General features: G+C 67.7%; 20 protein-coding genes. 13 read left to right on the top strand and 7 right to left on the bottom strand.

Features of this window, described 5'->3' with window-relative positions; genetic code table 11:
- Nucleotides 1-27: 27 nt before the first annotated feature.
- The 12 genes from JIX55_RS28300 (at nucleotide 28) to JIX55_RS28245 (ending at nucleotide 13,655) form a co-directional block, all read left to right on the top strand.
- Nucleotides 28-3,027 carry an ATP-binding protein gene (locus tag JIX55_RS28300; RefSeq protein ID WP_257566070.1) on the top strand — a complete coding sequence of 1,000 codons (3,000 nt, stop codon included), beginning with the start codon at nucleotides 28-30 and terminating at the stop codon, nucleotides 3,025-3,027.
- On the top strand, nucleotides 3,024-3,719 hold the full coding sequence (locus JIX55_RS28295; RefSeq protein WP_257566069.1) for a hypothetical protein: 696 nt from the start codon (nucleotides 3,024-3,026) through the stop codon (nucleotides 3,717-3,719). The genes JIX55_RS28300 and JIX55_RS28295 overlap by 4 nt, the downstream gene beginning before the upstream one ends.
- A gap of 82 nt (nucleotides 3,720-3,801) precedes the next feature.
- Nucleotides 3,802-6,000: an ECF transporter S component gene (locus tag JIX55_RS28290; protein ID WP_257566068.1), complete on the top strand. Its 2,199-nt coding sequence runs from the start codon at nucleotides 3,802-3,804 to the stop codon at nucleotides 5,998-6,000.
- A 49-nt stretch (nucleotides 6,001-6,049) separates the two neighbouring features.
- Nucleotides 6,050-6,679 carry a hypothetical protein gene (locus JIX55_RS28285; protein WP_257566067.1) on the top strand — a complete coding sequence of 210 codons (630 nt, stop codon included), beginning with the start codon at nucleotides 6,050-6,052 and terminating at the stop codon, nucleotides 6,677-6,679.
- 37 nt (nucleotides 6,680-6,716) lie between these two features.
- Nucleotides 6,717-7,322: a hypothetical protein gene (locus tag JIX55_RS28280; protein ID WP_257566066.1), complete on the top strand. Its 606-nt coding sequence runs from the start codon at nucleotides 6,717-6,719 to the stop codon at nucleotides 7,320-7,322.
- Complete coding sequence (locus JIX55_RS28275) at nucleotides 7,319-8,533, top strand: hypothetical protein (protein ID WP_257566065.1); 1,215 nt, start codon at nucleotides 7,319-7,321, stop codon at nucleotides 8,531-8,533. Before JIX55_RS28280 ends, JIX55_RS28275 begins: the two co-directional genes overlap by 4 nt.
- A gap of 44 nt (nucleotides 8,534-8,577) precedes the next feature.
- Nucleotides 8,578-9,207: a hypothetical protein gene (locus JIX55_RS28270; RefSeq protein ID WP_257566064.1), complete on the top strand. Its 630-nt coding sequence runs from the start codon at nucleotides 8,578-8,580 to the stop codon at nucleotides 9,205-9,207.
- A gap of 25 nt (nucleotides 9,208-9,232) precedes the next feature.
- Nucleotides 9,233-9,862 (top strand): hypothetical protein, encoded by a 630-nt coding sequence (locus tag JIX55_RS28265; RefSeq protein ID WP_257566063.1) that lies wholly within the window; start codon nucleotides 9,233-9,235, stop codon nucleotides 9,860-9,862.
- A complete protein-coding gene (locus JIX55_RS28260; protein ID WP_257566062.1) occupies nucleotides 9,859-10,935 on the top strand; it encodes a hypothetical protein in 1,077 nt (358 codons plus the stop codon). The genes JIX55_RS28265 and JIX55_RS28260 overlap by 4 nt, the downstream gene beginning before the upstream one ends.
- Complete coding sequence (locus tag JIX55_RS28255) at nucleotides 10,932-11,654, top strand: hypothetical protein (protein WP_257566061.1); 723 nt, start codon at nucleotides 10,932-10,934, stop codon at nucleotides 11,652-11,654. The genes JIX55_RS28260 and JIX55_RS28255 overlap by 4 nt, the downstream gene beginning before the upstream one ends.
- A 127-nt stretch (nucleotides 11,655-11,781) precedes the next feature.
- On the top strand, nucleotides 11,782-13,362 hold the full coding sequence (locus JIX55_RS28250) for a WhiB family transcriptional regulator (RefSeq protein ID WP_257566060.1): 1,581 nt from the start codon (nucleotides 11,782-11,784) through the stop codon (nucleotides 13,360-13,362).
- Between the two features lie 23 nt (nucleotides 13,363-13,385).
- Nucleotides 13,386-13,655: a hypothetical protein gene (locus tag JIX55_RS28245; protein WP_257566059.1), complete on the top strand. Its 270-nt coding sequence runs from the start codon at nucleotides 13,386-13,388 to the stop codon at nucleotides 13,653-13,655.
- A gap of 93 nt (nucleotides 13,656-13,748) precedes the next feature.
- Here the strand turns inward: JIX55_RS28245 and JIX55_RS28240 are convergent, their stop codons facing one another.
- From JIX55_RS28240 to JIX55_RS28215, 6 genes are all read right to left on the bottom strand, one after another.
- Nucleotides 13,749-14,141, bottom strand: coding sequence for a hypothetical protein (locus tag JIX55_RS28240; protein WP_257566058.1), 393 nt, complete (start codon nucleotides 14,139-14,141; stop codon nucleotides 13,749-13,751).
- A 10-nt stretch (nucleotides 14,142-14,151) separates the two neighbouring features.
- Nucleotides 14,152-14,430 carry a hypothetical protein gene (locus JIX55_RS28235; protein WP_257566057.1) on the bottom strand — a complete coding sequence of 93 codons (279 nt, stop codon included), beginning with the start codon at nucleotides 14,428-14,430 and terminating at the stop codon, nucleotides 14,152-14,154.
- A 274-nt stretch (nucleotides 14,431-14,704) separates the two neighbouring features.
- Complete coding sequence (locus JIX55_RS28230) at nucleotides 14,705-14,968, bottom strand: DUF6406 domain-containing protein (RefSeq protein ID WP_257566056.1); 264 nt, start codon at nucleotides 14,966-14,968, stop codon at nucleotides 14,705-14,707.
- A gap of 321 nt (nucleotides 14,969-15,289) precedes the next feature.
- On the bottom strand, nucleotides 15,290-16,144 hold the full coding sequence (locus JIX55_RS28225) for an alpha/beta hydrolase (RefSeq protein WP_257566055.1): 855 nt from the start codon (nucleotides 16,142-16,144) through the stop codon (nucleotides 15,290-15,292).
- Between the two features lie 36 nt (nucleotides 16,145-16,180).
- Nucleotides 16,181-16,651 (bottom strand): hypothetical protein, encoded by a 471-nt coding sequence (locus tag JIX55_RS28220; protein WP_257566054.1) that lies wholly within the window; start codon nucleotides 16,649-16,651, stop codon nucleotides 16,181-16,183.
- Complete coding sequence (locus JIX55_RS28215) at nucleotides 16,648-16,929, bottom strand: hypothetical protein (protein ID WP_257566053.1); 282 nt, start codon at nucleotides 16,927-16,929, stop codon at nucleotides 16,648-16,650. The genes JIX55_RS28220 and JIX55_RS28215 overlap by 4 nt, the downstream gene beginning before the upstream one ends.
- A gap of 114 nt (nucleotides 16,930-17,043) precedes the next feature.
- On the opposite strand from JIX55_RS28215, the gene JIX55_RS28210 reads away from it, so the two are divergent.
- On the top strand, nucleotides 17,044-17,271 hold the full coding sequence (locus JIX55_RS28210; RefSeq protein WP_257569507.1) for a GntR family transcriptional regulator: 228 nt from the start codon (nucleotides 17,044-17,046) through the stop codon (nucleotides 17,269-17,271).
- 87 nt (nucleotides 17,272-17,358) lie between these two features.
- Here the strand turns inward: JIX55_RS28210 and JIX55_RS28205 are convergent, their stop codons facing one another.
- A complete protein-coding gene (locus JIX55_RS28205) occupies nucleotides 17,359-17,931 on the bottom strand; it encodes a hypothetical protein (protein WP_257566052.1) in 573 nt (190 codons plus the stop codon).
- Between the last annotated feature and the right edge of the window lie 6 nt (nucleotides 17,932-17,937).

The following is a 17,937-nucleotide window of genomic DNA, read 5'->3' as shown; positions in this document are numbered from 1 at the left end:
AGCCGACTACCGCAGGATGACTCCTCCATGTCCATGTTCATGTTGATCCTTCTGGGCGGGGCGGCCGCCTTCTTCGTGGTCGCCATGATCATGGCCGCCACGTCGAGCAAGAAGCCGGGCCAGGGCGGCGGTGGTCGGGCGAACTCGTCGTCCAGCCGTTCCAAGTCGTCCTCCGCGGCCGGCGCCTCCGCACGCCGCGAAGACCTCCGGCTGCCGTACCGCTACGCGGACGACATGATCTTCGTCCACGGCGATTCGGTCTGGACCGGCCTCGTCCTGCCCAACGCCATCGACGAGTACCTGAACGCCCAGGAACTCCAGGCGATGGCCGAGGGCCCGCCGCGCGGTCTGCTCAACCTCGCCCGCGGCGACCGCAACGTCGAGTGCCACTACCGCAAGGTCTACCAGCCGATCACGGCGCTGACTTGGGCGGAAGACCTGAACGCGATCGCCTGGGACCCGACCGACAACTACAAGGCCTACAACCTCCGCAAGGCCGAGTACCAGGAACGCATCGGTGCCAACCGGGAGCGCAACGTCCTGCTGGTGAAGCTGGGTTCGCTCAAGCGCAACAGTGGCGGTTCCGGGGTGATGTCCGAGGACGACGAACCGTACGACGAGCCTGGCCTGCTCCGTGGCGTAAGCGGTGCCGCCGACCATGTGGCCGCCACCGCGACCGGGGTCGCCGACGAGTATCTCTCCCCCTACGTGGTCGCGGAGTGGACGCAGGTGGCGACCGAGGTCCACGAGAGCCTGGAGACCCTCCGGGGCACCCCCCTCACTCGCGAAGAGCTGGTCTGGCTGATCCGCAAGCCCCTCCACGGCGACCTGCCCGTCCCGCCCGAGCCGGTGCTCGGCTCACGCGCGTGGGGCCCCAACGCGTTCGACCTGGTCGTCGACTTCTCCGGCGAGAACCGCAAGACGCACATCGTGCTGAACCAGTACGACGAGGTCACCGGCGAGCAGCAGACCAGCTACACCACGACCTTGGTCGCCGCCAACTGGCCCGCGGAGACCCGCTTCCGCCAGTCGACGGCGTGGGCACGCTACGCGGCCCAGCACGTGGAGTTCCCCGTCGAGATCGACATGCGTTTCACGCTCATCCCGTACATGAAGTTCAAGGACCGGGCCGACAAGATCCGCGGCAACCTCGTCGACGAGATGAACGACATGGCCAACTCCGGCCGCAGCCCCGACACCAAGCTGGCCACCCAGGTCACCCGCGCCCAGGAACTCGTCGACGACATCGACGAGCACAAGATGCCGGGCATGGAGGCGCAGATCCGCTTCACGATCTCGGCCCCGAGCGTGAAGGAGCTGGAGCGGCGCCGCCGGGTCCTGGAGATGCAGTTCAAGCAGGACCTGAAGGTCACCTTGCTGCGCCCGACCCGCCAACAGTGGCGCCTGCTCCAGTCCCAACTGCCGGGTGACGCGCCGAAGCTGCCGATCGCACCGTATCTGCGGCTCCAGGAGGTCGAGCAGCTCGGCGCCGGACTCCCCACCGCCGGAACAGAGTTGGGCGACAATCCCGAGCAGCGCTCGGGTAAGCGCCTCGGCTGGGTCGGCAACCTCGTCGGCTGGGCGGGCAAGATGCCGGTCCACTACTCGCTGCACGTCGGTCCCGCGCGCAACGACGGCGGTGGCCTCGCCATCGTCGGCGCGTCCGGCGGTGGCAAGTCCTCCCTGGCCCTGCAAAAGTTCTACGAGGAGTCGGAGTCGGGCGTCCGCTGTCTGGTCATCGACCCGAAGACCGACTTCGCGCAGCTCTGCTACTACCTCGCCTTCGGCTCCCAGGTGAACGACCCGGCGTTCGCAGGCGACGCGGAGGCGGGTCTCCTGGGCACCCCGGCCAGCCGGTTCCATCCGGTGAACCCGGAGTTCTGGGCGGAGACGGAAGTCGTCGACCTCTTGAAGGGCCAGGCCGGCGTCCTCGACCCTTGGGTCATCGCCCGTGACGTACCTGCGGGCCGTCTGCTCGCCGAGTCGATGCTGCGCGGCTTCCTCGGAGACGAGGACTACCAGCGGGTACGCCTCCCCGTCATCGAGGGCATGGCCACGGTCATCGGCCGCTACAACTCCGCGATCCGCCAGGCGGTCGACCAGGGTCTGACGGCCCGCGACGCCGACGCGCAGGTGCCGCGGCCGACGCTGTGGCAGGTGGTCGACGAGGTCGTGGCAGCGTACGAGCACGCCGTCGCGACGGGCGACCGGGAGGCCACGAAGGACCTGAAGCTCGCGCAGATGCTCCTCACGGAGCTGCGCACGCTCCCCTACGCCCGGCTCGCCTTCTCCGAGCAACCGCAGCCGCTCTCCGCCATGCGCAAGCGCCGTACGGTCATCACCCTCCGCGGCTTCCAGTCGCCCGCGGCCTCGGACCCGCGTAGCTGGAACCCGGCGGAACGCCTTGCCGCGACCGCCCTGATGGCGGTCGTGGAACTGGGCAGCCAGATGCTGGATGTCGGCTACGAGAAGAACCCGGTGACGGGCGAGATCGGCCTGCGCCCCAAGGCGCTGTTCGTGGACGAGGCGTACGTCGTCACGGCCACGGAGTCGGGCCGCGACCTGATGCGCCGCGCCCTGAAGCAGGGCCGCTCGTACATGGCGGTGACCGTCCTGATCACCCAACAGGCCATCGACCTCGTCCAGATCGAGGACTCCGAGGCCCGCAGCGGTGGCGCCAACCAGATCCACACGGTCTTCGCCTTCAAGCAGAAGTCCGCACAGGAGGCGTCCCTGGTGGCTCCCCTCCTCGGCCGCCCCGAGGACGACCCGAAGGTCGTCGCCGCGCTCCAGGAACTCCGTACCGGTGTCTGCCTCCAGCGCGACGCCGACAAGCGCGTCGGCACGGTCGCCGTCGACCTGGTCTTCAAGGAGATCCTCGCGGCGACGGACACCAACGGCACGACCCGCCCGGCCCGCCAGGGCATCAACCCGCCGCTCAGCGTCTGGGACTGGACGTTCCTGCAGGAGGTGGAGGAGGACCCGGCGACGGCGCGGGCCGCCATGCCGGAACCGTCGGTCGCGTGATGCCTTCCCCAGCCACCGCCACCCCCACCACCCGGAGGCCCACCCTCATGTCCCTGTCCAAGACCCTCACCACCGGCGTCATATCCCTCGCCCTGTTCACGGCGCTTACCGGATGCGGATCCGACTCCGTCGAGGACGAGGGCGGTTCGTTCTTCGATGAAGCCAAGGGACCGAGCCGTCCCAGCGCGAAGACGCTGAGGGACGTCCAGGAATTCATCACCGGTACGGGACTTCCGTGCGACAACCTCACCGACGACGAGATGGCGAAGGGAACGCCTCTCGATGGGTTCCTCGGCCCTGCCGAGCAAACCAGCAACCCACCGGAGGAGGCCGACCCGTGGGCCATCCGTAAGGCCGGATTCTGCGGGGAAACTCGGTCCGACACGGGCGGCTGGCTCATCTATTTGCCCAAGGACATGAAGGCGTTCCAGGAGAACTACCGCAAACTTGCCCGAGAAGAGGCGAAGAAGGAGGGCTGGACAGACCAGCTGGCGGGCGGCCCCTACTTCTTCGGCGCTGACTTCGTCATCGATCCCACGAACGAAGAGGCGAGCAGGACCTTGCTCGAAGCGGGCATGTTGCTGGAGAACTGCGATCCCAACTTCGAGGCTCCTGAGAGCTATCGAGCCGAGGACGCACTGGCGAGCGGCTGCGTGCTGACGGACTACCTCCTCGACCCCCTGGACCAGTAGTACGGCTGATTCCCGTAGGCGGGCCACGCAGCCCGCCAGGACCAAGGTGTTCCCTCTCGCCCCATCACCGTTAGGAATTCTGATGCTCCCGCGCAACGCGCTGAGCCGCCGCATCCGAAAAGCCGGCGCAGCCGTCCGTGCCGGCCTCTTCCTGGTGCTGGCGCTGATCGCCCTCACCCTGGCCGCGCCGACATCGGCGTCCGCGGACTTCACCTGCGATTTCACCGGGGACGAGACCTACCACAGGGACTCACCGGGCAGTAACGGCGAGGCCTTCATACCCACAGTCGCGCAGTGGAGCACCGCCCCGCTCGGCGATCTCCTGAGCGAAGACACAGCCACCGAAGACTTGGTGAAGCCGAAGGACGCCGGCCGCTACACCCTGTACGAACTCAACGGCATGCGGGGTCTCAACTGGTCCATGACCTTCAAGGACGAGGATGACGCCCGCAAGAACAACGGCGAATGGTTCAGCGGGGCGGATGACTGTCAGCTCATGACCTGGGTCAACAACGGCATGGCAAACATCATCTTCAACGGCACCAAGGTCCTGACCCGGTTCTCCATCTCGGTCAAGGAGATGGCCTCCAACCCGAGTCCTTTCGCCGCCCTCTACAAGGGGCGGGACAGCGCCGTCTCGACGCTCAAGTCCCACGTTCTCGAACCCGCCGTCCCGGTCATGATCGTGCTGGTGGGCTTCTGGGTGTTCGCCAAGTGGCGCAAGGGCGACATGCGCGAGGTCTGGGCAGGGATCTCCTGGACGGGGTTGACCACGATCGCGGTCATAGCCGTTCTGTCCGGCACCAACTACAACCTCTTCGTATCAGGCGCCGACAAATGGATCGCGGAGGCCAATTCGACGCTCACTTCGACAGCACTGTCCAGCGTGTCAGGTACGCCGCAGCCGCCGTGCGACCTGAACGACGACCGAGGGAATGAGGGTCTCCGTCTCTCCAGTTGCGCAATGTACGACACGCTGGCGTTCCGTCCGTGGGCGCTCGGCCAATTCGGAGAGGCGGGCAACACCTGCATCTTCAGGCTGAAGAGCGACGAATCAGCCGTCGCGAACGGTCACTGCCCGGACAAGGTCCCGGATGGGGTCTCGATAGGAGTCCCTGACCACAGCGGTTGCTATTGGGGCACGGAAGGCAGCACCCGGTGCGCGGATCTCCGCGTGCGCCAAGCGGTCACGCAGTCCACCACCGACATCGACACAAGGAAAGTCAACGGCGGGGACCTCGACCAGTTCTACGACTGGACTCTGATCCGCAAGGACATCGCCAGGGGCACGTACTACCCAGTGCCCTATCCCGACTGGGCAGGCATGAACGCCGCCGACCGAGTCGGCATAGCCTTCTACTCCCTCATCGCAGCCTTCATCGTCGGTGTGATGGTCCTCGTCCTGAGCGCGCTGACCCTGCTCTGGCACGCGGTCACACTGATCCTGATCATCATGCTGCCGCTGGTCGCCACACTCGGTATCCACCCATCGCAGCAGAAGCTGCTCAAGGGCTGGCTGGAGACGTTCATCCACAGCTTCGTGCTACGGGCGGGCTTCGGCGTGATCCTGACCGTCCTACTCGTCCTCTACCAGATCATCCTCCCGGCCCCGGTCGCCCTGGGTACACAGCTGTTGATGCTGGTCCTGGTGACCGCCGCCGTGGTGATGATGCTGAAGAAGCTCCTCGCCGGGAACTTCAGCCCCGAGTTCGCGGGCGGCGGCGGTGACGCGCTGGGCATCCGCGATGGGGCGAGCGCCGGGAGCGAGAAGGTGGTCGGCAAGGGCGAGGCCGCCATGGCGAACGCGACCAAGGCCAGCGGGCGGGTCGTGGGCAAAACCGCCGCAGTGGGAGCCAACTTGCTCACCGGGCGCAAGGGCCGTCAGGCGCTCCAGAAACGAGGCTGGATCGGCATGTCCCAACGCGAGCAGCGCAAGGCCTCGTACGCGGCGTACAAGTCGGGGCAGGAACAGCCCAAGGGCAACAAGGACTCCTCGCCTGCCGAGGCGGAGCCCCCGCAGTCCCCGCCCTCGACCTCCTCCTCCCGTGGCGGACGTGTCAGTGGTTCCAGTGGTCAGCCGAGCTCACAGACGCCTCAGACGTCTCCGAGCTCGCAGGCTACCCAGAACCCACAGACCTCGCAGCAGACGCAGGAGCCGAAGCCAGAGCCGACCACGCCTCGCCCGCGGACCCAGGCACCCGAGCCGTCCCCCGCACCCCGCCCACCCGCGCCCCCGACCCCGGCCCCACGGGACCCGCGCACCCCTGACGGCCGCGTCTGACAAGCCGCCGCCGAAACCAGACGCATCGCCCACCCCTAGGAGCCGCCCCATGCCCGCCCTGACCGCCGACCGCACCCCCGACCAGTTGGTCGGGGAGATGCAGCGGCTCACCGGCGTGGACTGGCCCACGGTGTGGGCGGGCGTCCCCGCGGACGCGGAGAAGCGCGCGCACTGGTGCGCGGGCTTCGACTGGCACCCCCTGTGGTTCCAGTCCGGCCTGCGCGTCCGTACCTCGCTGGGCAGCCGCCTGCACCTCGTCTCACTCGGCCCGGCCCTCCCCGTGACCCGCGCCGAGTACACGCTGTGGGCGGCCCGGTCCCGGGACTTGTCCGAGAACGACCGGGTCACGGATCTCTCCGAGATCCGCTGGCAGGCCCACTTCGACGCACTGCGCGACTACCTGGGCAACCCGACCCACCACAGCACGTGGGACAGCCCGGACTTCCCGGAACTGCCCGGCCCACAGCCCTGGCCGGACACGCGCTGGCGCGCGGAGCACCAGGACCCGTACCGAGTGGCGGTATGGCGCTTCCTTCCACCGCACGCACCCCTCGTGGAAATGCGTATGACGCTCGGTGCGGTCACCCGGCGCGGCCCGGTACCGGCCGATGCGAGGATCGTGCTCGCCTGTCACGACCCCGCACACGCGGACGCGGAGCGGCAGGCACGGCACGGGTGAACCGGAGCCGTCCGGAAGACGAGGAAGGTGACAAGCGATGACGAACCTCAGCATCGACCGCAGCCCCGAGCAATTGGCCGAGGAGCTCAGGGGCCTGGAGCACGTGGACTGGCCCGCAGTCTGGGCGGGCCCGCCCAATCCCGGCCAGGCCCTGGACGACTGGTGCGCGCTGTTCGGGTGGAAGCCGACGTCGGCAGAACGAGTGCTGACCGTACGCAGCACAACGGGCCAGAGCATCGCGCTCTGGCCCGCGCAAGAGGCCACATGGGCTCCGATCAAGCAGCTCAGCTGGACCAGCTGGGACATGTGGGCGGACTACACGTCGGAGAACGACGCGGTCCTGGCACATGCCGCGGCCACGTGGGGTGCGTACGTGGCGGCCGCACGCCCAGTGCTCGGCGAACCGGCCTTCGCCGGTGGCTGGGACGACCCAGCTCTTCCGGAGCTCGCGCACGACCAGCACTGGCTGCCCCGCGGCCTCCGCCTGAAGGACATGGACCCCTATCGCATGGCCGTATGGCGAGAGAGCGGTCCAGAAGGACGCATCACCGTACTTGCGGTCAGTCTGGGCGCCGCCCTGGAGCCGGGCGAACTGCGAAGCGCACGCATCAATGTCCGCTGCTACCCGCCGGAGGCCGTGTGATCCGGGTCAATGTGTCGGACCATGTCGTCGATGACGCCCGGGATCGGCAGAGCAAAAGCAAGGGGCCCACCCCTGACCAGGTCGAGAGCATCGCGAAGCGGTTGCGCAAGGGCATCGCCGCCCTTCCCAAACAGCAATACAGGGAGCAACTCCGCAAGCGAATGCTGGAGTTCGTCGCCGAACAGGACATGGACTTGCCCGCCCCGGAGACGAGGTCTGCTTTCTGGTCCTACCAGCTCGCGGATCATCCGAACGTCGCCACGCATGCCGGGGAAGAACTCAAGAACATGCACGTAGCCGCCGCGTACACCGAGGCTCAGAACTCGATCGTGCCTGACACCCTGCGGTATCTGGAGGGCACTCCCGGCGGCAATGCACTGGGCGAATTCCACCTGTGGCATCCAGACGTCCAAGAGGCGCTCAAACTGGACGAGGAAGCGGGACTGGGCCTGGCGTCCGAAGCCTGGGACGCTCTTTCACAGAAGTACGCCGCGAAGACAGAGAACGAAGCCCTCTTCTTCATGGCGGAGCTCAACCCGAACACCGTCGCCTACCAGACGGAATCCCGGCAACTCCGCCAGGACGGCAAGCTCGACATCATCGACTTCGCATACCCTCCGCCGCTGGACAAGTACGCCGGTCTCGCCCCGGAGACCCAGGAGTTGCTGGCCTCCCAAGCCGTACGCGCCCAGATCCACACCTTCGGGTACGACGAGAACAACCCCAAGTACACCCCCCTGACCAAGGCCGGCCACCTCGACCTGGAGCACCTGAAGTCGCTCCCCACTCCGGAGGCCCAACGCGCAGCCGTCCTCGAGGTCTGCGCCCGCGTGGCAGCCATGGACGGCCCCGCCCGCACGGCCGACGTCGAGAAGTACGTCGAGGAGATCAAGGTTCTGCGCCCGGACCACGAGGTGGCCCTGCCCAGCTCCACGGATCTGGCGTGGGCGTACGAAGCCCGCGCACAGACCACCCCGGTGGTCAGCACCCACGGTGCATTCCTCCCCGGCGTGGAAGTGAACGCAAGGACCGGCCCTCAACAGATCCAGCCGCCCGAGGCCTCGGCGCAAGCCATCGCCGGCGCCCACTTCCTGCCCGGAGTCACCCTCAAGCCCGCACCGGCTCCAGCCCCGCAAGCCCCGGCCACCCCCACACCCACTCAAGCCCCTCCCACCCCCGAGCAAGCGCGCGGCCCAGGCCTGGCCGAGTAAACAAGCCGCCCCCAGCCGTACGCCCCAATCCGAGGAGCCACCCCATGCCAGTCCTGACCGCCGACCGCACCCCCGACCAACTGGTCGAGGAACTGGGGCGGCTCATCGGCCTGGACTGGCCCACGCTCTGGGCCGGAGTCCCGGACGAGGAGGAGAAGCTGGCCCCCTGGTGCGCCGGGTTCGGCTGGCGGCCATTGTGGTTCGAGGCAGGTCAGTGGGTGCGTACGGCACAGGGCGGCCAGCTGCACCTGGCGTCGGTCGCCCCCGGTCGGCCCGTCACCCGGGTCGAGCACGTCCTGTGGTCGATCCGTGCCGGCTCGGCTGCGGAGAACGCGGCCGTGATGACCCTCGTCAGCCGGAAGTGGCCCTCCTACCTCGCCGCCGCCCAGGCGGTGTTGAGCACGCCCGTCTGGTCGGGGGACTGGGACACCGACGGGTTCCCGGAGACCCCCGGCCGCGCGTACTGGCGCGACGAGGAGTGGCGCCGGGAACACCGGGACCCGTACCGCCTCGCCGTCTGGTTCCCCCGTACGCCGGGCGCCCCCATGTGCGCGCTCAGGGCGAACCTGTCGGCGGGTACGGCGGCCGGGTGGGGACCCGGCAGTGCGACGATCTCCCTCGCCTGCCACGGGCCCGCGGACCCCGAGGACGATGGCTCCGGCTGGCTGCTGTGACTACGAGGAACAAGAGGTACTGATCATGGGACTCTCTGCTTCGGGCCCTCAGGACCGGACCCCGCAGGAACTGATCACCGAACTGCGCGGACTGACGGACGTGGACTGGCCGACGATCTGGGCCGGCCCGCCCTACCCCGGCAAGGGCCTGGACATGTGGTGCGCCCAGTTCGACTGGGTGCCGACGAGCTTCGAGCGAGTACTCCAGGTCCGCACCGACACCGGCGGCTCGTTCACCCTCAACAACCGCGGCGGCAGCTGGGCACCAGTGACCCACGTCAGCCACTGGCTCTGGGGAGCGAGCGCCGAAACCGTAGAGGACAACCCCGCAGTGCTGGCGGAGGCGGCGCGTGTCTGGCCCCTTTACCTGACGGCCGCCTGCGCCGTTCTGGGCGAGCCGACCTGGGAGGGCGCCTGGGACGCGGAGGACTTTCCCGAGAATCTGGGCAATCACGACGTCGGCTCCCGTCAGTATCGGCTCGACCAGCAGAATCCACACCGGTTGGCCTACTGGATGCCCCGGGAAACGACCGGCCCATTGGTGGTCCTGGAGATCTTCCTCAAGGGGAACACCGCCTCGCGGGCCCCCCGCCGTGGTGCCGCCAACCTGTCCGTGAAGTTCCACCCGCGTCCGGTTGAGATCGGAGCACTGTGAGTCCGCAACCGATACCCAAGTACATCGAACGGCTCGCTCTCAAAATCTCCAACGAGGAAGCCGAGGAGTCTCGGAAGGCGAACACGCTGGAGGGGGCCCAGGCCATCCTCGATCGGCTGGAGGCGGAATCCGAGGCCGCGGGCTTCGGGTCCGTCAAGGAATACATCGAGGATTTGACCAGGGATCCGAAGGGCGTCAAACCCCCGGAGGGCACCACCCCCACCAGCGCCTTCTGGTCTCACGGTATCGAGCACCCGGAAGCACCACTGAACTGGAGGAACGAGAACTTCCTCGACAACCGGTACGTCGCCGAGGCGTGGGCCAGGACGCAGAACAAGCGACACCCCGGATCGGCCCAGACCCTGGAAACAACAGAGGGCGGCCAGCAACTGAACCGCATGTATCTCTTCGAGGACACGGTCCGAGAGGTCCTCGGTGGCGACGAGCAGGGCTTCACTTACGAATGGGCCCGTGGTTGCTGGGCCAGCATCTCCGAGACCTACGCCGCCGCGGCCCGGGGCCAGGTCGTCGTGTTCGCCGAGTCCGCCCACACTCGCTCGATCCTCTACAACCAGGAACTCCCCGCCCTTCACACGAATCCGTACGTCGGCGTGGACAACGTCAAGTTCGCCTATGCGCCGAGCAAGCAGTGGCCGGAGGCGTCGCGGAACGAGATCGGCCCCCATCAGATACGTGCTCAGGTACAGGTCGACGACCCGTCCCTGCCGCACTATGTCGACGTTGCCGCGTACGCCAAACAGGATCCCGTCGCACGCATGGAGGCTCTGGCCGCCGAGTGCTCGTCGGTGACGGCCGAACGCAACGAGAGAGCAGCCGAGAAGGCGGCAGCCACCCCCACCACGAACGAGGCGGAGGTTCCCGAGGCCGAACCGCCTGCCATCGAATCACCGGACCGGCCGCCACAACCGTCGGCCCGCATCCCTGTCTGGCAAGTCGGATTCAAACCCGTACCTGTCAAGAACGAAGCGCGAGCCACCACTTCGGCCGCCACCCCCACGGCTCCGCCGATGCCGGACCTCGGAAAACAAGCCACAGGCCCAGGGCTGGAATGACCACGAAGACGAGCAAGCAGCCAAAGACGGACGCGAAGACGAACCCCAAGGCGGGCAGGCGGCCGGGATCGAAGCCGCAGCACCCTGCCCCCGGCGCGAACCGCCCCGCCTCTCCCCTGCCAGGTCTCCGCCGCCTCCTCCACCAGGACAAGAACGACCCCTGGGCCGTCCGCCTCCTCCCTCGCATCGTCTTCGGCCTGGCCGCCGCCTACACCCTGTTCTCGATCGCCTCGCAGAGCGGCTCATCCTTCGTGATGGTCTGCGCCCTGCTGATCCTCGGCGGAGCCATCTGGCTGCTCCGCCGCCGTACCCAACTCCTCCTCGCCCTCGCCTCGACGATCCTCGCCGCAGCCTTCACCGGCTACTTCTCGGCGGTGGGTGACTCGGCGCGGATGACCACGAGCGCGGCGGTCACCGGGACGGCCGCGTTCGGGTACTGGGCGCTGGTCGGAATGGCGTTGCTGGGTGCGTGGATGGTGAAGGAGCATCCGGGGCGGCGCGGGGTCACGGTCGTGATCGCCGATGTGATCTTGGTCATCGGGTCTCTCGTCAGCATGTTCGTCCCGGAGGCAGGCGTGCCGATCGGATTCGTCGGGGTGATCGCGGTGCTCGCCGTACGCGGCTCAGGCGCGAAGGCCGTGCGGGCCCGGGTCAGCAGCGTTCGGCGGGTCATCGGCCGGATGCGTCGACGTGACTCCCGGAAAACGGCGGACAGTTGAGGCTCTTGTGAATGGTTCGTCGCGGCACTGTTCGTTTCCGGCCAGTACTTTGCACTTGCGTTGCACCAGTTTGACAACTTGCTCTAGAGTCCCCCGCGATCACAGATCATCACGGGGGATATTACTCATGCGTATGGCGAGCCATACGACGCTGGCCAGGCCGCCCGCCCGACCTGCCCACAAGGCGGTTGTAAGGGAAGCCCACATACCCGACGCGGCGCTGCCGTGCCGGCGTCGGCCGGACGTCTTCCAGCACCCGCTGCTGGACAACTCGGAGAACCCGTACGGCCTTCACGGCCCGGACGGCACGATGGCGGCCACGGGCGTCCCGCCCGACCAGCGCCGTCAGCACCTCGTCCTGCTCCGCACCGCACGCGACCTGTGTGCCTCCTGCCCGCTGTGGGCGGAATGTCTGCAGGACGCCGTCGCCTACGCGGAGCCGTACGGCTACACGGCGGCGACCACCCGGGAGGACCGGCGTTCGCTGCGCCGCATGCTCGACATCGGCGACGAGAACGGCGACCTGCCGGCGCACGCCGCGGTCCGCTTCGACTCCGGTTCCCAGCCCCGGCGGCTGACCCGGCTCAGGTCTCGCGCCGACGAGTCGTCCACGCACCCCGGGAACCGTCGGCAGTCCCCGCCGGAACTTCCCGAACTGGACCGGATCCTCGACGCGTTCGACCTGCTCCAGTCCCAACTAGCCCATGAGCAGCGCCTGTTGAGGGAACGGTCACAGCGCGAGCCGTTGACACCGCTGTTGCATTCGCACACCGCCGCACAACCAACTCACAGACAGCCGCCCACCACGGGCGGGCCGTCACACACACCCGGACCGTCGGACGACAGGAGCGAGGAACCCATGGCAGCGGCCGAGGCCGGGCAACGGATCACCTTCTCGTACGAGGATCCCGCCCTGGCCGTACGGCAGGCCGTGCTCGGCCCGCTGGTGCGCTCCGCCCTGCCCGCGCTCAACAGCCTCGAACAGCTCGTCGCCATGCTGACGTGCATGCCCGGCGGCACCGACACCGCCCCCGAGTCCCCGCGGAACCTTCCGGCCGTACGGGAAGCCGTCGAGTCGCTGCTCCCGGCCGGCGCCGACGGCCCGGAGGACGCCGAGGGCACCCCCCTTCCTCCGCAGCGCCCGCTCACCGGTTCCGTCTCCGTCGAACTCGCCACCACCGACCCGGTGGCCGCACTGCGCCGCGACTTCCTGGAGCCGCTGCTACGCGAACTGGCCGCCACCCTCGCGAACATCGAGAAAGTCGCGACCATGTTGGCGGCCACCTCGGACGACGCCGGCGACACCCACTTGGAGACAATCCGCACCGCCGTGCGCGAGATCCACGACCGGCTCCCGCGATCGGTCACCCCCACGCCCCACCCGGCAGCGCACGCCGCACACCCCGCGCACGCCGGGCATACGGCCGCAGGAGCGGGACATGCTCGCCGTACGGCGCCCGCCCTCAGCATCCGCGCCGCCGTCGAGAAGGCCGTGGCCACCTTCCCCGGCGCCTTCTCCGCCCGCGACGTACTGCGCGCCCTGCCGACGGGCGTCTACGGCGACCCGTCGAAGACCATCAGCAACGTTCTGTCCGCCCTGGTCAAGTCGGGCCGCCTGCAGCGGCTTTCGCGCGGCACGTACGCTCGCGTCCTGGACGTCGTCGACGACACCCTCCTCCCCGAGCGGGGAGAGGCGAAGAGCGCCTGAGCCGGAAGGAACACCCGACCCCGATGACCGAACCGACCCCGACCCCGCCCCCCTCGTCCTCCGGCGCATCGGACGCCCAGGTGCACGTCTTCTCCCCCAACGCCGGCCTGATCGACGGCGTCCCCGTCACGGCCCCGCCGTACGGCGACATCCAGGACGTCGTCCTGTCGATCCTCCAGCAACGCGCCCAGCAACTGGGCGCCCCCACCCCGGCCACCATCACGGACAACCGCTACGGCGGAGCGATCCGCCTGCTGATCCACCCGGACGGGACGACAGAGCAGTTGGGCTGAGGGGCTGACCGCGACGTCGGCCCCGCCACGGCCGGGCCATTCACTGGGTCGAGCGGTGGGTGACCGGGAGGAACCCCTGACCACCCACCGCCGTTACGGCCCTGCGGCCGGAGACCCCTGCGCCGTCACCCCCTGTCCGCGGTTCATATGCCAGCGGATAGGCCACGAACACCGGAGCCGCGCCCAGTTGATCGGACACTTCCGCGAGCCAGGCGGCCGCGGCGTCCATGGCCCGGGCGGGATCCTGCGCCTCCGCACCAACCGCACTCGATCCAGACCACTGATCGCCACGGCTTCCGGGTCGTAGGCGTCGCTGATCGGCCTCAGTTCGGCGTAGAACGTCCGCTCGGCCGGATCCAACTCCTGAAACGTGACGCCGTCGTGGACACCCGCGACCGCGAATCCGAAACTTGACATCGAGAACGGCCCCGGCACCGGGCCGTCGGCCTCCACATCGGCCAAGACGTAGAACTCCGCCTTCGCCACCGTTCTCACCTCACTGAGAGGTCTGCTCGGGGAACTGTGCGGTAACCACCAGTCCAACCGCGACCGCGGCGTCCAGAATGTTCCGGCGCAGCTCTTCCGCTTCGTCCGAGGGCAGCGGATCCCGCTCGTACGTGAGCGCGATCATCCAGTCGTCCTCCGCATATCGCCAGAGCGTCAGCTTCACCTGGCCCTGCTCCGTGGAGCGCAGGTCACGACGCCCGAACTCCTGATCCCAGTCGTCACCGAGGCGACCTCTCGGATTCAGCTCCAACTGCTCTCGAAACCTCAAGATCCGCTCCCCTAGACTGCCCTTCATTCGGATCCGCAGTTGGTCATTCACTGTCGTCGCCTCCCGGACGGTTGATGATCCAGGCAGTCTCACGGACATGCGTGGAGATGCTGCTGCCGACGTCCGTTCTGTCCGGTGGGCCGGCCGAAGGAAACAACGCCGGCGCAACCTCGCGGTCAAGTTCTGCCTCCCGGCGGGCCTTCGATTCATGCACCGCCGGGAACCTCTACTTGCGTGACGCGGCTCTGACCAACCCCTGAATGGACACCGTGGCTCACTCCACCCGGGAGAGAACGACCGTCCAGCCTCCGGTCGGGGAATTGAGATCCTCGATACGGTCGAGCTTCCATTGCTGGTCCTGGACCGGAAAGACGTCTCCCACGGTCTGCGAGTAGCGCGCCTCCCCACCGTGGGATGTGACGGCGAGCCGGACCACCGGGGCCTGCCCCCGAGGTGCGTAGACATGGGTGACGCTGAAGCTCCCGATAGGCCTGTTCGCCTGTGTGTTGGGCGCGAGGGCGATTTCCTGAGTCGCCATTTCGGTCCAAGATGGTGTAGTTCGGGAGAAAATTGTCCTGTCCCAGGTAACTGTGGGCATGGTAGGGCTCTGACCTGCCGTGCTTACGGTTGAGTGGGACGAACGGGCTCCCCTGTCCCGCTCAACCGTAGGCAGTCGCCCCCCCGGGGGGGGTGTGCATGGCGAAAGTCCACCGACCGGCCTGGCGTTCCTGGTGGGGTGAGCCTGGCGGGACCCCCACTGGGCTTCGGCGTGCTGTGCGCTGGCCTGTGCCTGCTCATGCGATGACGCGAAGACTGGCATCACTGCCCCTGCAGCACCGACCGATTGCCTGGTGGAGTGTCAGCTCGCTGCGAGGTTTGCGAGCAGCTCGGCGGCGGGCTTCGGGTGGACGAGCCAGCGCAGGTGGCTCCCCTCGAGTGTCCGGACGTCGAAGGGGTTGTCGGGTGTGAGCGCGTCGGCTTCGCGAATCATGCGGTCCTGCGCGGCGAGCGGAATGCTGGCATCGTTGGCCAGGCGCACATAGGTCTTGGGAATCCGGCCCCAGGTCGTGGCCTGTGCCCGGTCGGTAGACGTACCGACATCCAGGTTCTCATCGGGCTGGAAGGTGTTCAGGAAGATCCGGAACTCGTCATCGGTGAGGTCGGCGGCGAACGCTCGCTTGAACGCGGCGAGCGCTGCCGGGTCGGCGGTGCGGAAGTTGGTCCGGAGCAGACCGAGTTCGGCCGGGTTCCCGACGAGCGTGGCAGCGAAGGCTCCCGCGTCGACGTCCGCCATCTCCGGCTGGGCGTAGTAGTCGCTCACGTCCAGATCGACGGGGCACCAGGCGGAGACGTAAGCGATCCGGTCGATCAGCTCGGGCCGGGCGTTGGCGACGGCGGTGGTCGTGATGCCGCCCCTGCTGTGGGCGACGAGGATGGTGGGCCCGTTCTGCTTGGCCCGTTCGAGGACTTCGATCACGCGGGCGGCGTTGTCGGCGAGAGTGACTCCCTTGATGCTCCCCGGTTCTGCGGCGAGTGCGTCGAGATCCTGAGGAGCCTGGTAGGTCGCGGGGAAGGTCGCCTCGAATCCGTGCCCCGGAAGGTCGACCGCGACCGAGCGGTGCCCGAGTAAGGCGAGCTCGGCCTGCAGCGGCGCGAACGAGAACGAATTCGCGAAGGCCCCATGAACAAAAACGAATGTCGGCAGATTCTGCATGCCTCAGCCTCCAACAGAACGATCTTCGGAGCAAGATCAAGGGTTCAGGAGGGCTTCGATCTGTCTGGCTGTGGCCTCGATGGTGGTGCTGAGCCATGTGCGGCTGGTGCCTCGCAGGGGCGCCTGCAGCGGGAAGTGGCGGTGGAATTCGGCGATGGCCCGGGTGACGACGAGGAGGTCGTCGCTGAGGATCGAGCGCCTCCAATGCCCTGATGCGAACAGGCTGATCAGCGTGACGTGTTCGGGATATCCAGCGGCTTCCAGCCATAGGGCTGTCTTGTCCGGTTCGACGGTGGGGGCCTTGACCCGGACCAGGTCGTGGAGGAGTTCGGGGCGGTGGGTGAGCCGGTAGTGGCGGTGGGCCAGACCGCTCCAGAGCTTGCCGGTGGCGACGTAGCACGCGTCGATGTGGGTCGGTCCGTATCGCTGTCGGAGTCTCCAGTAGTGGCGTTGAGCGCGAATGACGTCGGGGGTTCGGGACAGGTCGCCGAACACCCGATGGGTCAAGACGACTCCTCATCCGCAGCTTCCAGGCGCCTCTTGTATTCCGCCCACCGAGGCAGGGTCGACGGCAGCTCGCCAGCCTTCGCCCTGCGGGTCTCGAATTCTCCGACGATGCGTCGACGCTGGATCTCGGTGAGGGCTTCGTTCCCGATCGACTTCATTTCCGCAGGAGATTCACACTCCCTCTCGTCGATGACGAAAGCCGCGAGCATAAATCCGTCCGCAGTCCTTCTGCGGAACGTCGAGATCATGACGAACTTCGGCCCTGTCTCATCTGTCACGGGTACCTCCTGCGAGTCTCTTCAGGGGACGTACGTGGTCGACCCGCTGCCGCCCGCCTCCGGGGAAACGTCGACTCGATGAACCCTGACCGCACCCGCCCGCTGTGACGGCAGATCGCAGCGGAGATCATCCGGCGCATCCAGGACGGCACATACCCACCGGGAAGCCGCGTGCCGTCCACTCTGGAGATCGCCCAGGAGTTCGGCGTAGTGAACGCGACGGCGGCGAAAGCGATGCGGCATGTTCGGGAGCAGGACTGGACGCGGGGCGAGGTCGGGCTGGGGACGTTCGTGGCCGACACGCTGCCACCCTCCTCTGCAGTCCCCCGACCCCCGGCTTAGCCGGGCACGGCCCGGTTCGCGGGCTGACCTGCCCCGCACGCAGGACGTCCGGATACATGTATTCCCTCCCTGACGGAGGGCGCCCGATCAGGCTCCGGGGGTGGCGTCGCCGGGTGGGGTGCTGACCTCGTCGATATCGTCGAGCACATCACGAGCGACCCGGACATTCATCTCCAGAATGTCGCGCGCATAGTTTCCCGGATCACGACGATATCGAGCCTTGCCCACCTCGGAGGTGAAGGCACTGGCCGGAATGACGTCCTCACCCGGCGGAAGAAACTTCAGCATCTCCTCGTACGCCGCGACGGTATAGGCAATCGCGCCGCGAAGCTTGTGATGCTCCGCCTCAGGTGTGTTGAGGAGCTGGATTCCGGTGGATTCAGCAAGTCGGCCCGCGACCTCTTCAAACTCCCCGGGGTCGATGATCTGTGAAGCCTCCGCGCCACCGAACGCGGGCGGGGGCGGGGGAATCTCTTCCTTCATGCGGAACTCGAAACGGCGGGTTCGTCCACACTGCCCACAAGCACCCTCGTACACCGCGACAAGGACGTCGCCGTGCAGCTCCAGCCGGTGTTGGCGGTCGAAGTCGCCCGACCCGCACTCACACCGATGCAGGTCCATGTACAGATGTGCTTCGGCCGATGAGCGCGCGGTCAACATGACATG

The organism is Streptomyces sp. DSM 40750, from assembly GCF_024612035.1.
Taxonomy (GTDB): domain Bacteria; phylum Actinomycetota; class Actinomycetes; order Streptomycetales; family Streptomycetaceae; genus Streptomyces.
Note: the sequence above shows the minus strand (reverse complement) of the source record. Positions and strands in the feature narration are given on the sequence as shown.

Bases quoted from the DNA above. Each gene is read 5' to 3' on its own strand.
- JIX55_RS28300 (WP_257566070.1), top strand. From the start codon at position 28: ATGTCCATGTTCATGTTGATCCTTCTGGGCGGGGCGGCCGCCTTCTTC.
- JIX55_RS28290 (WP_257566068.1), top strand. From the start codon at position 3,802: ATGCTCCCGCGCAACGCGCTGAGCCGCCGCATCCGAAAAGCCGGCGCA.
- JIX55_RS28285 (WP_257566067.1), top strand. From the start codon at position 6,050: ATGCCCGCCCTGACCGCCGACCGCACCCCCGACCAGTTGGTCGGGGAG.
- JIX55_RS28280 (WP_257566066.1), top strand. From the start codon at position 6,717: ATGACGAACCTCAGCATCGACCGCAGCCCCGAGCAATTGGCCGAGGAG.
- JIX55_RS28270 (WP_257566064.1), top strand. From the start codon at position 8,578: ATGCCAGTCCTGACCGCCGACCGCACCCCCGACCAACTGGTCGAGGAA.
- JIX55_RS28265 (WP_257566063.1), top strand. From the start codon at position 9,233: ATGGGACTCTCTGCTTCGGGCCCTCAGGACCGGACCCCGCAGGAACTG.
- JIX55_RS28255 (WP_257566061.1), top strand. From the start codon at position 10,932: ATGACCACGAAGACGAGCAAGCAGCCAAAGACGGACGCGAAGACGAAC.
- JIX55_RS28250 (WP_257566060.1), top strand. From the start codon at position 11,782: ATGCGTATGGCGAGCCATACGACGCTGGCCAGGCCGCCCGCCCGACCT.
- JIX55_RS28245 (WP_257566059.1), top strand. From the start codon at position 13,386: ATGACCGAACCGACCCCGACCCCGCCCCCCTCGTCCTCCGGCGCATCG.
- JIX55_RS28230 (WP_257566056.1), bottom strand. From the start codon at position 14,968: ATGGCGACTCAGGAAATCGCCCTCGCGCCCAACACACAGGCGAACAGG.
- JIX55_RS28225 (WP_257566055.1), bottom strand. From the start codon at position 16,144: ATGCAGAATCTGCCGACATTCGTTTTTGTTCATGGGGCCTTCGCGAAT.
- JIX55_RS28205 (WP_257566052.1), bottom strand. From the start codon at position 17,931: ATGTTGACCGCGCGCTCATCGGCCGAAGCACATCTGTACATGGACCTG.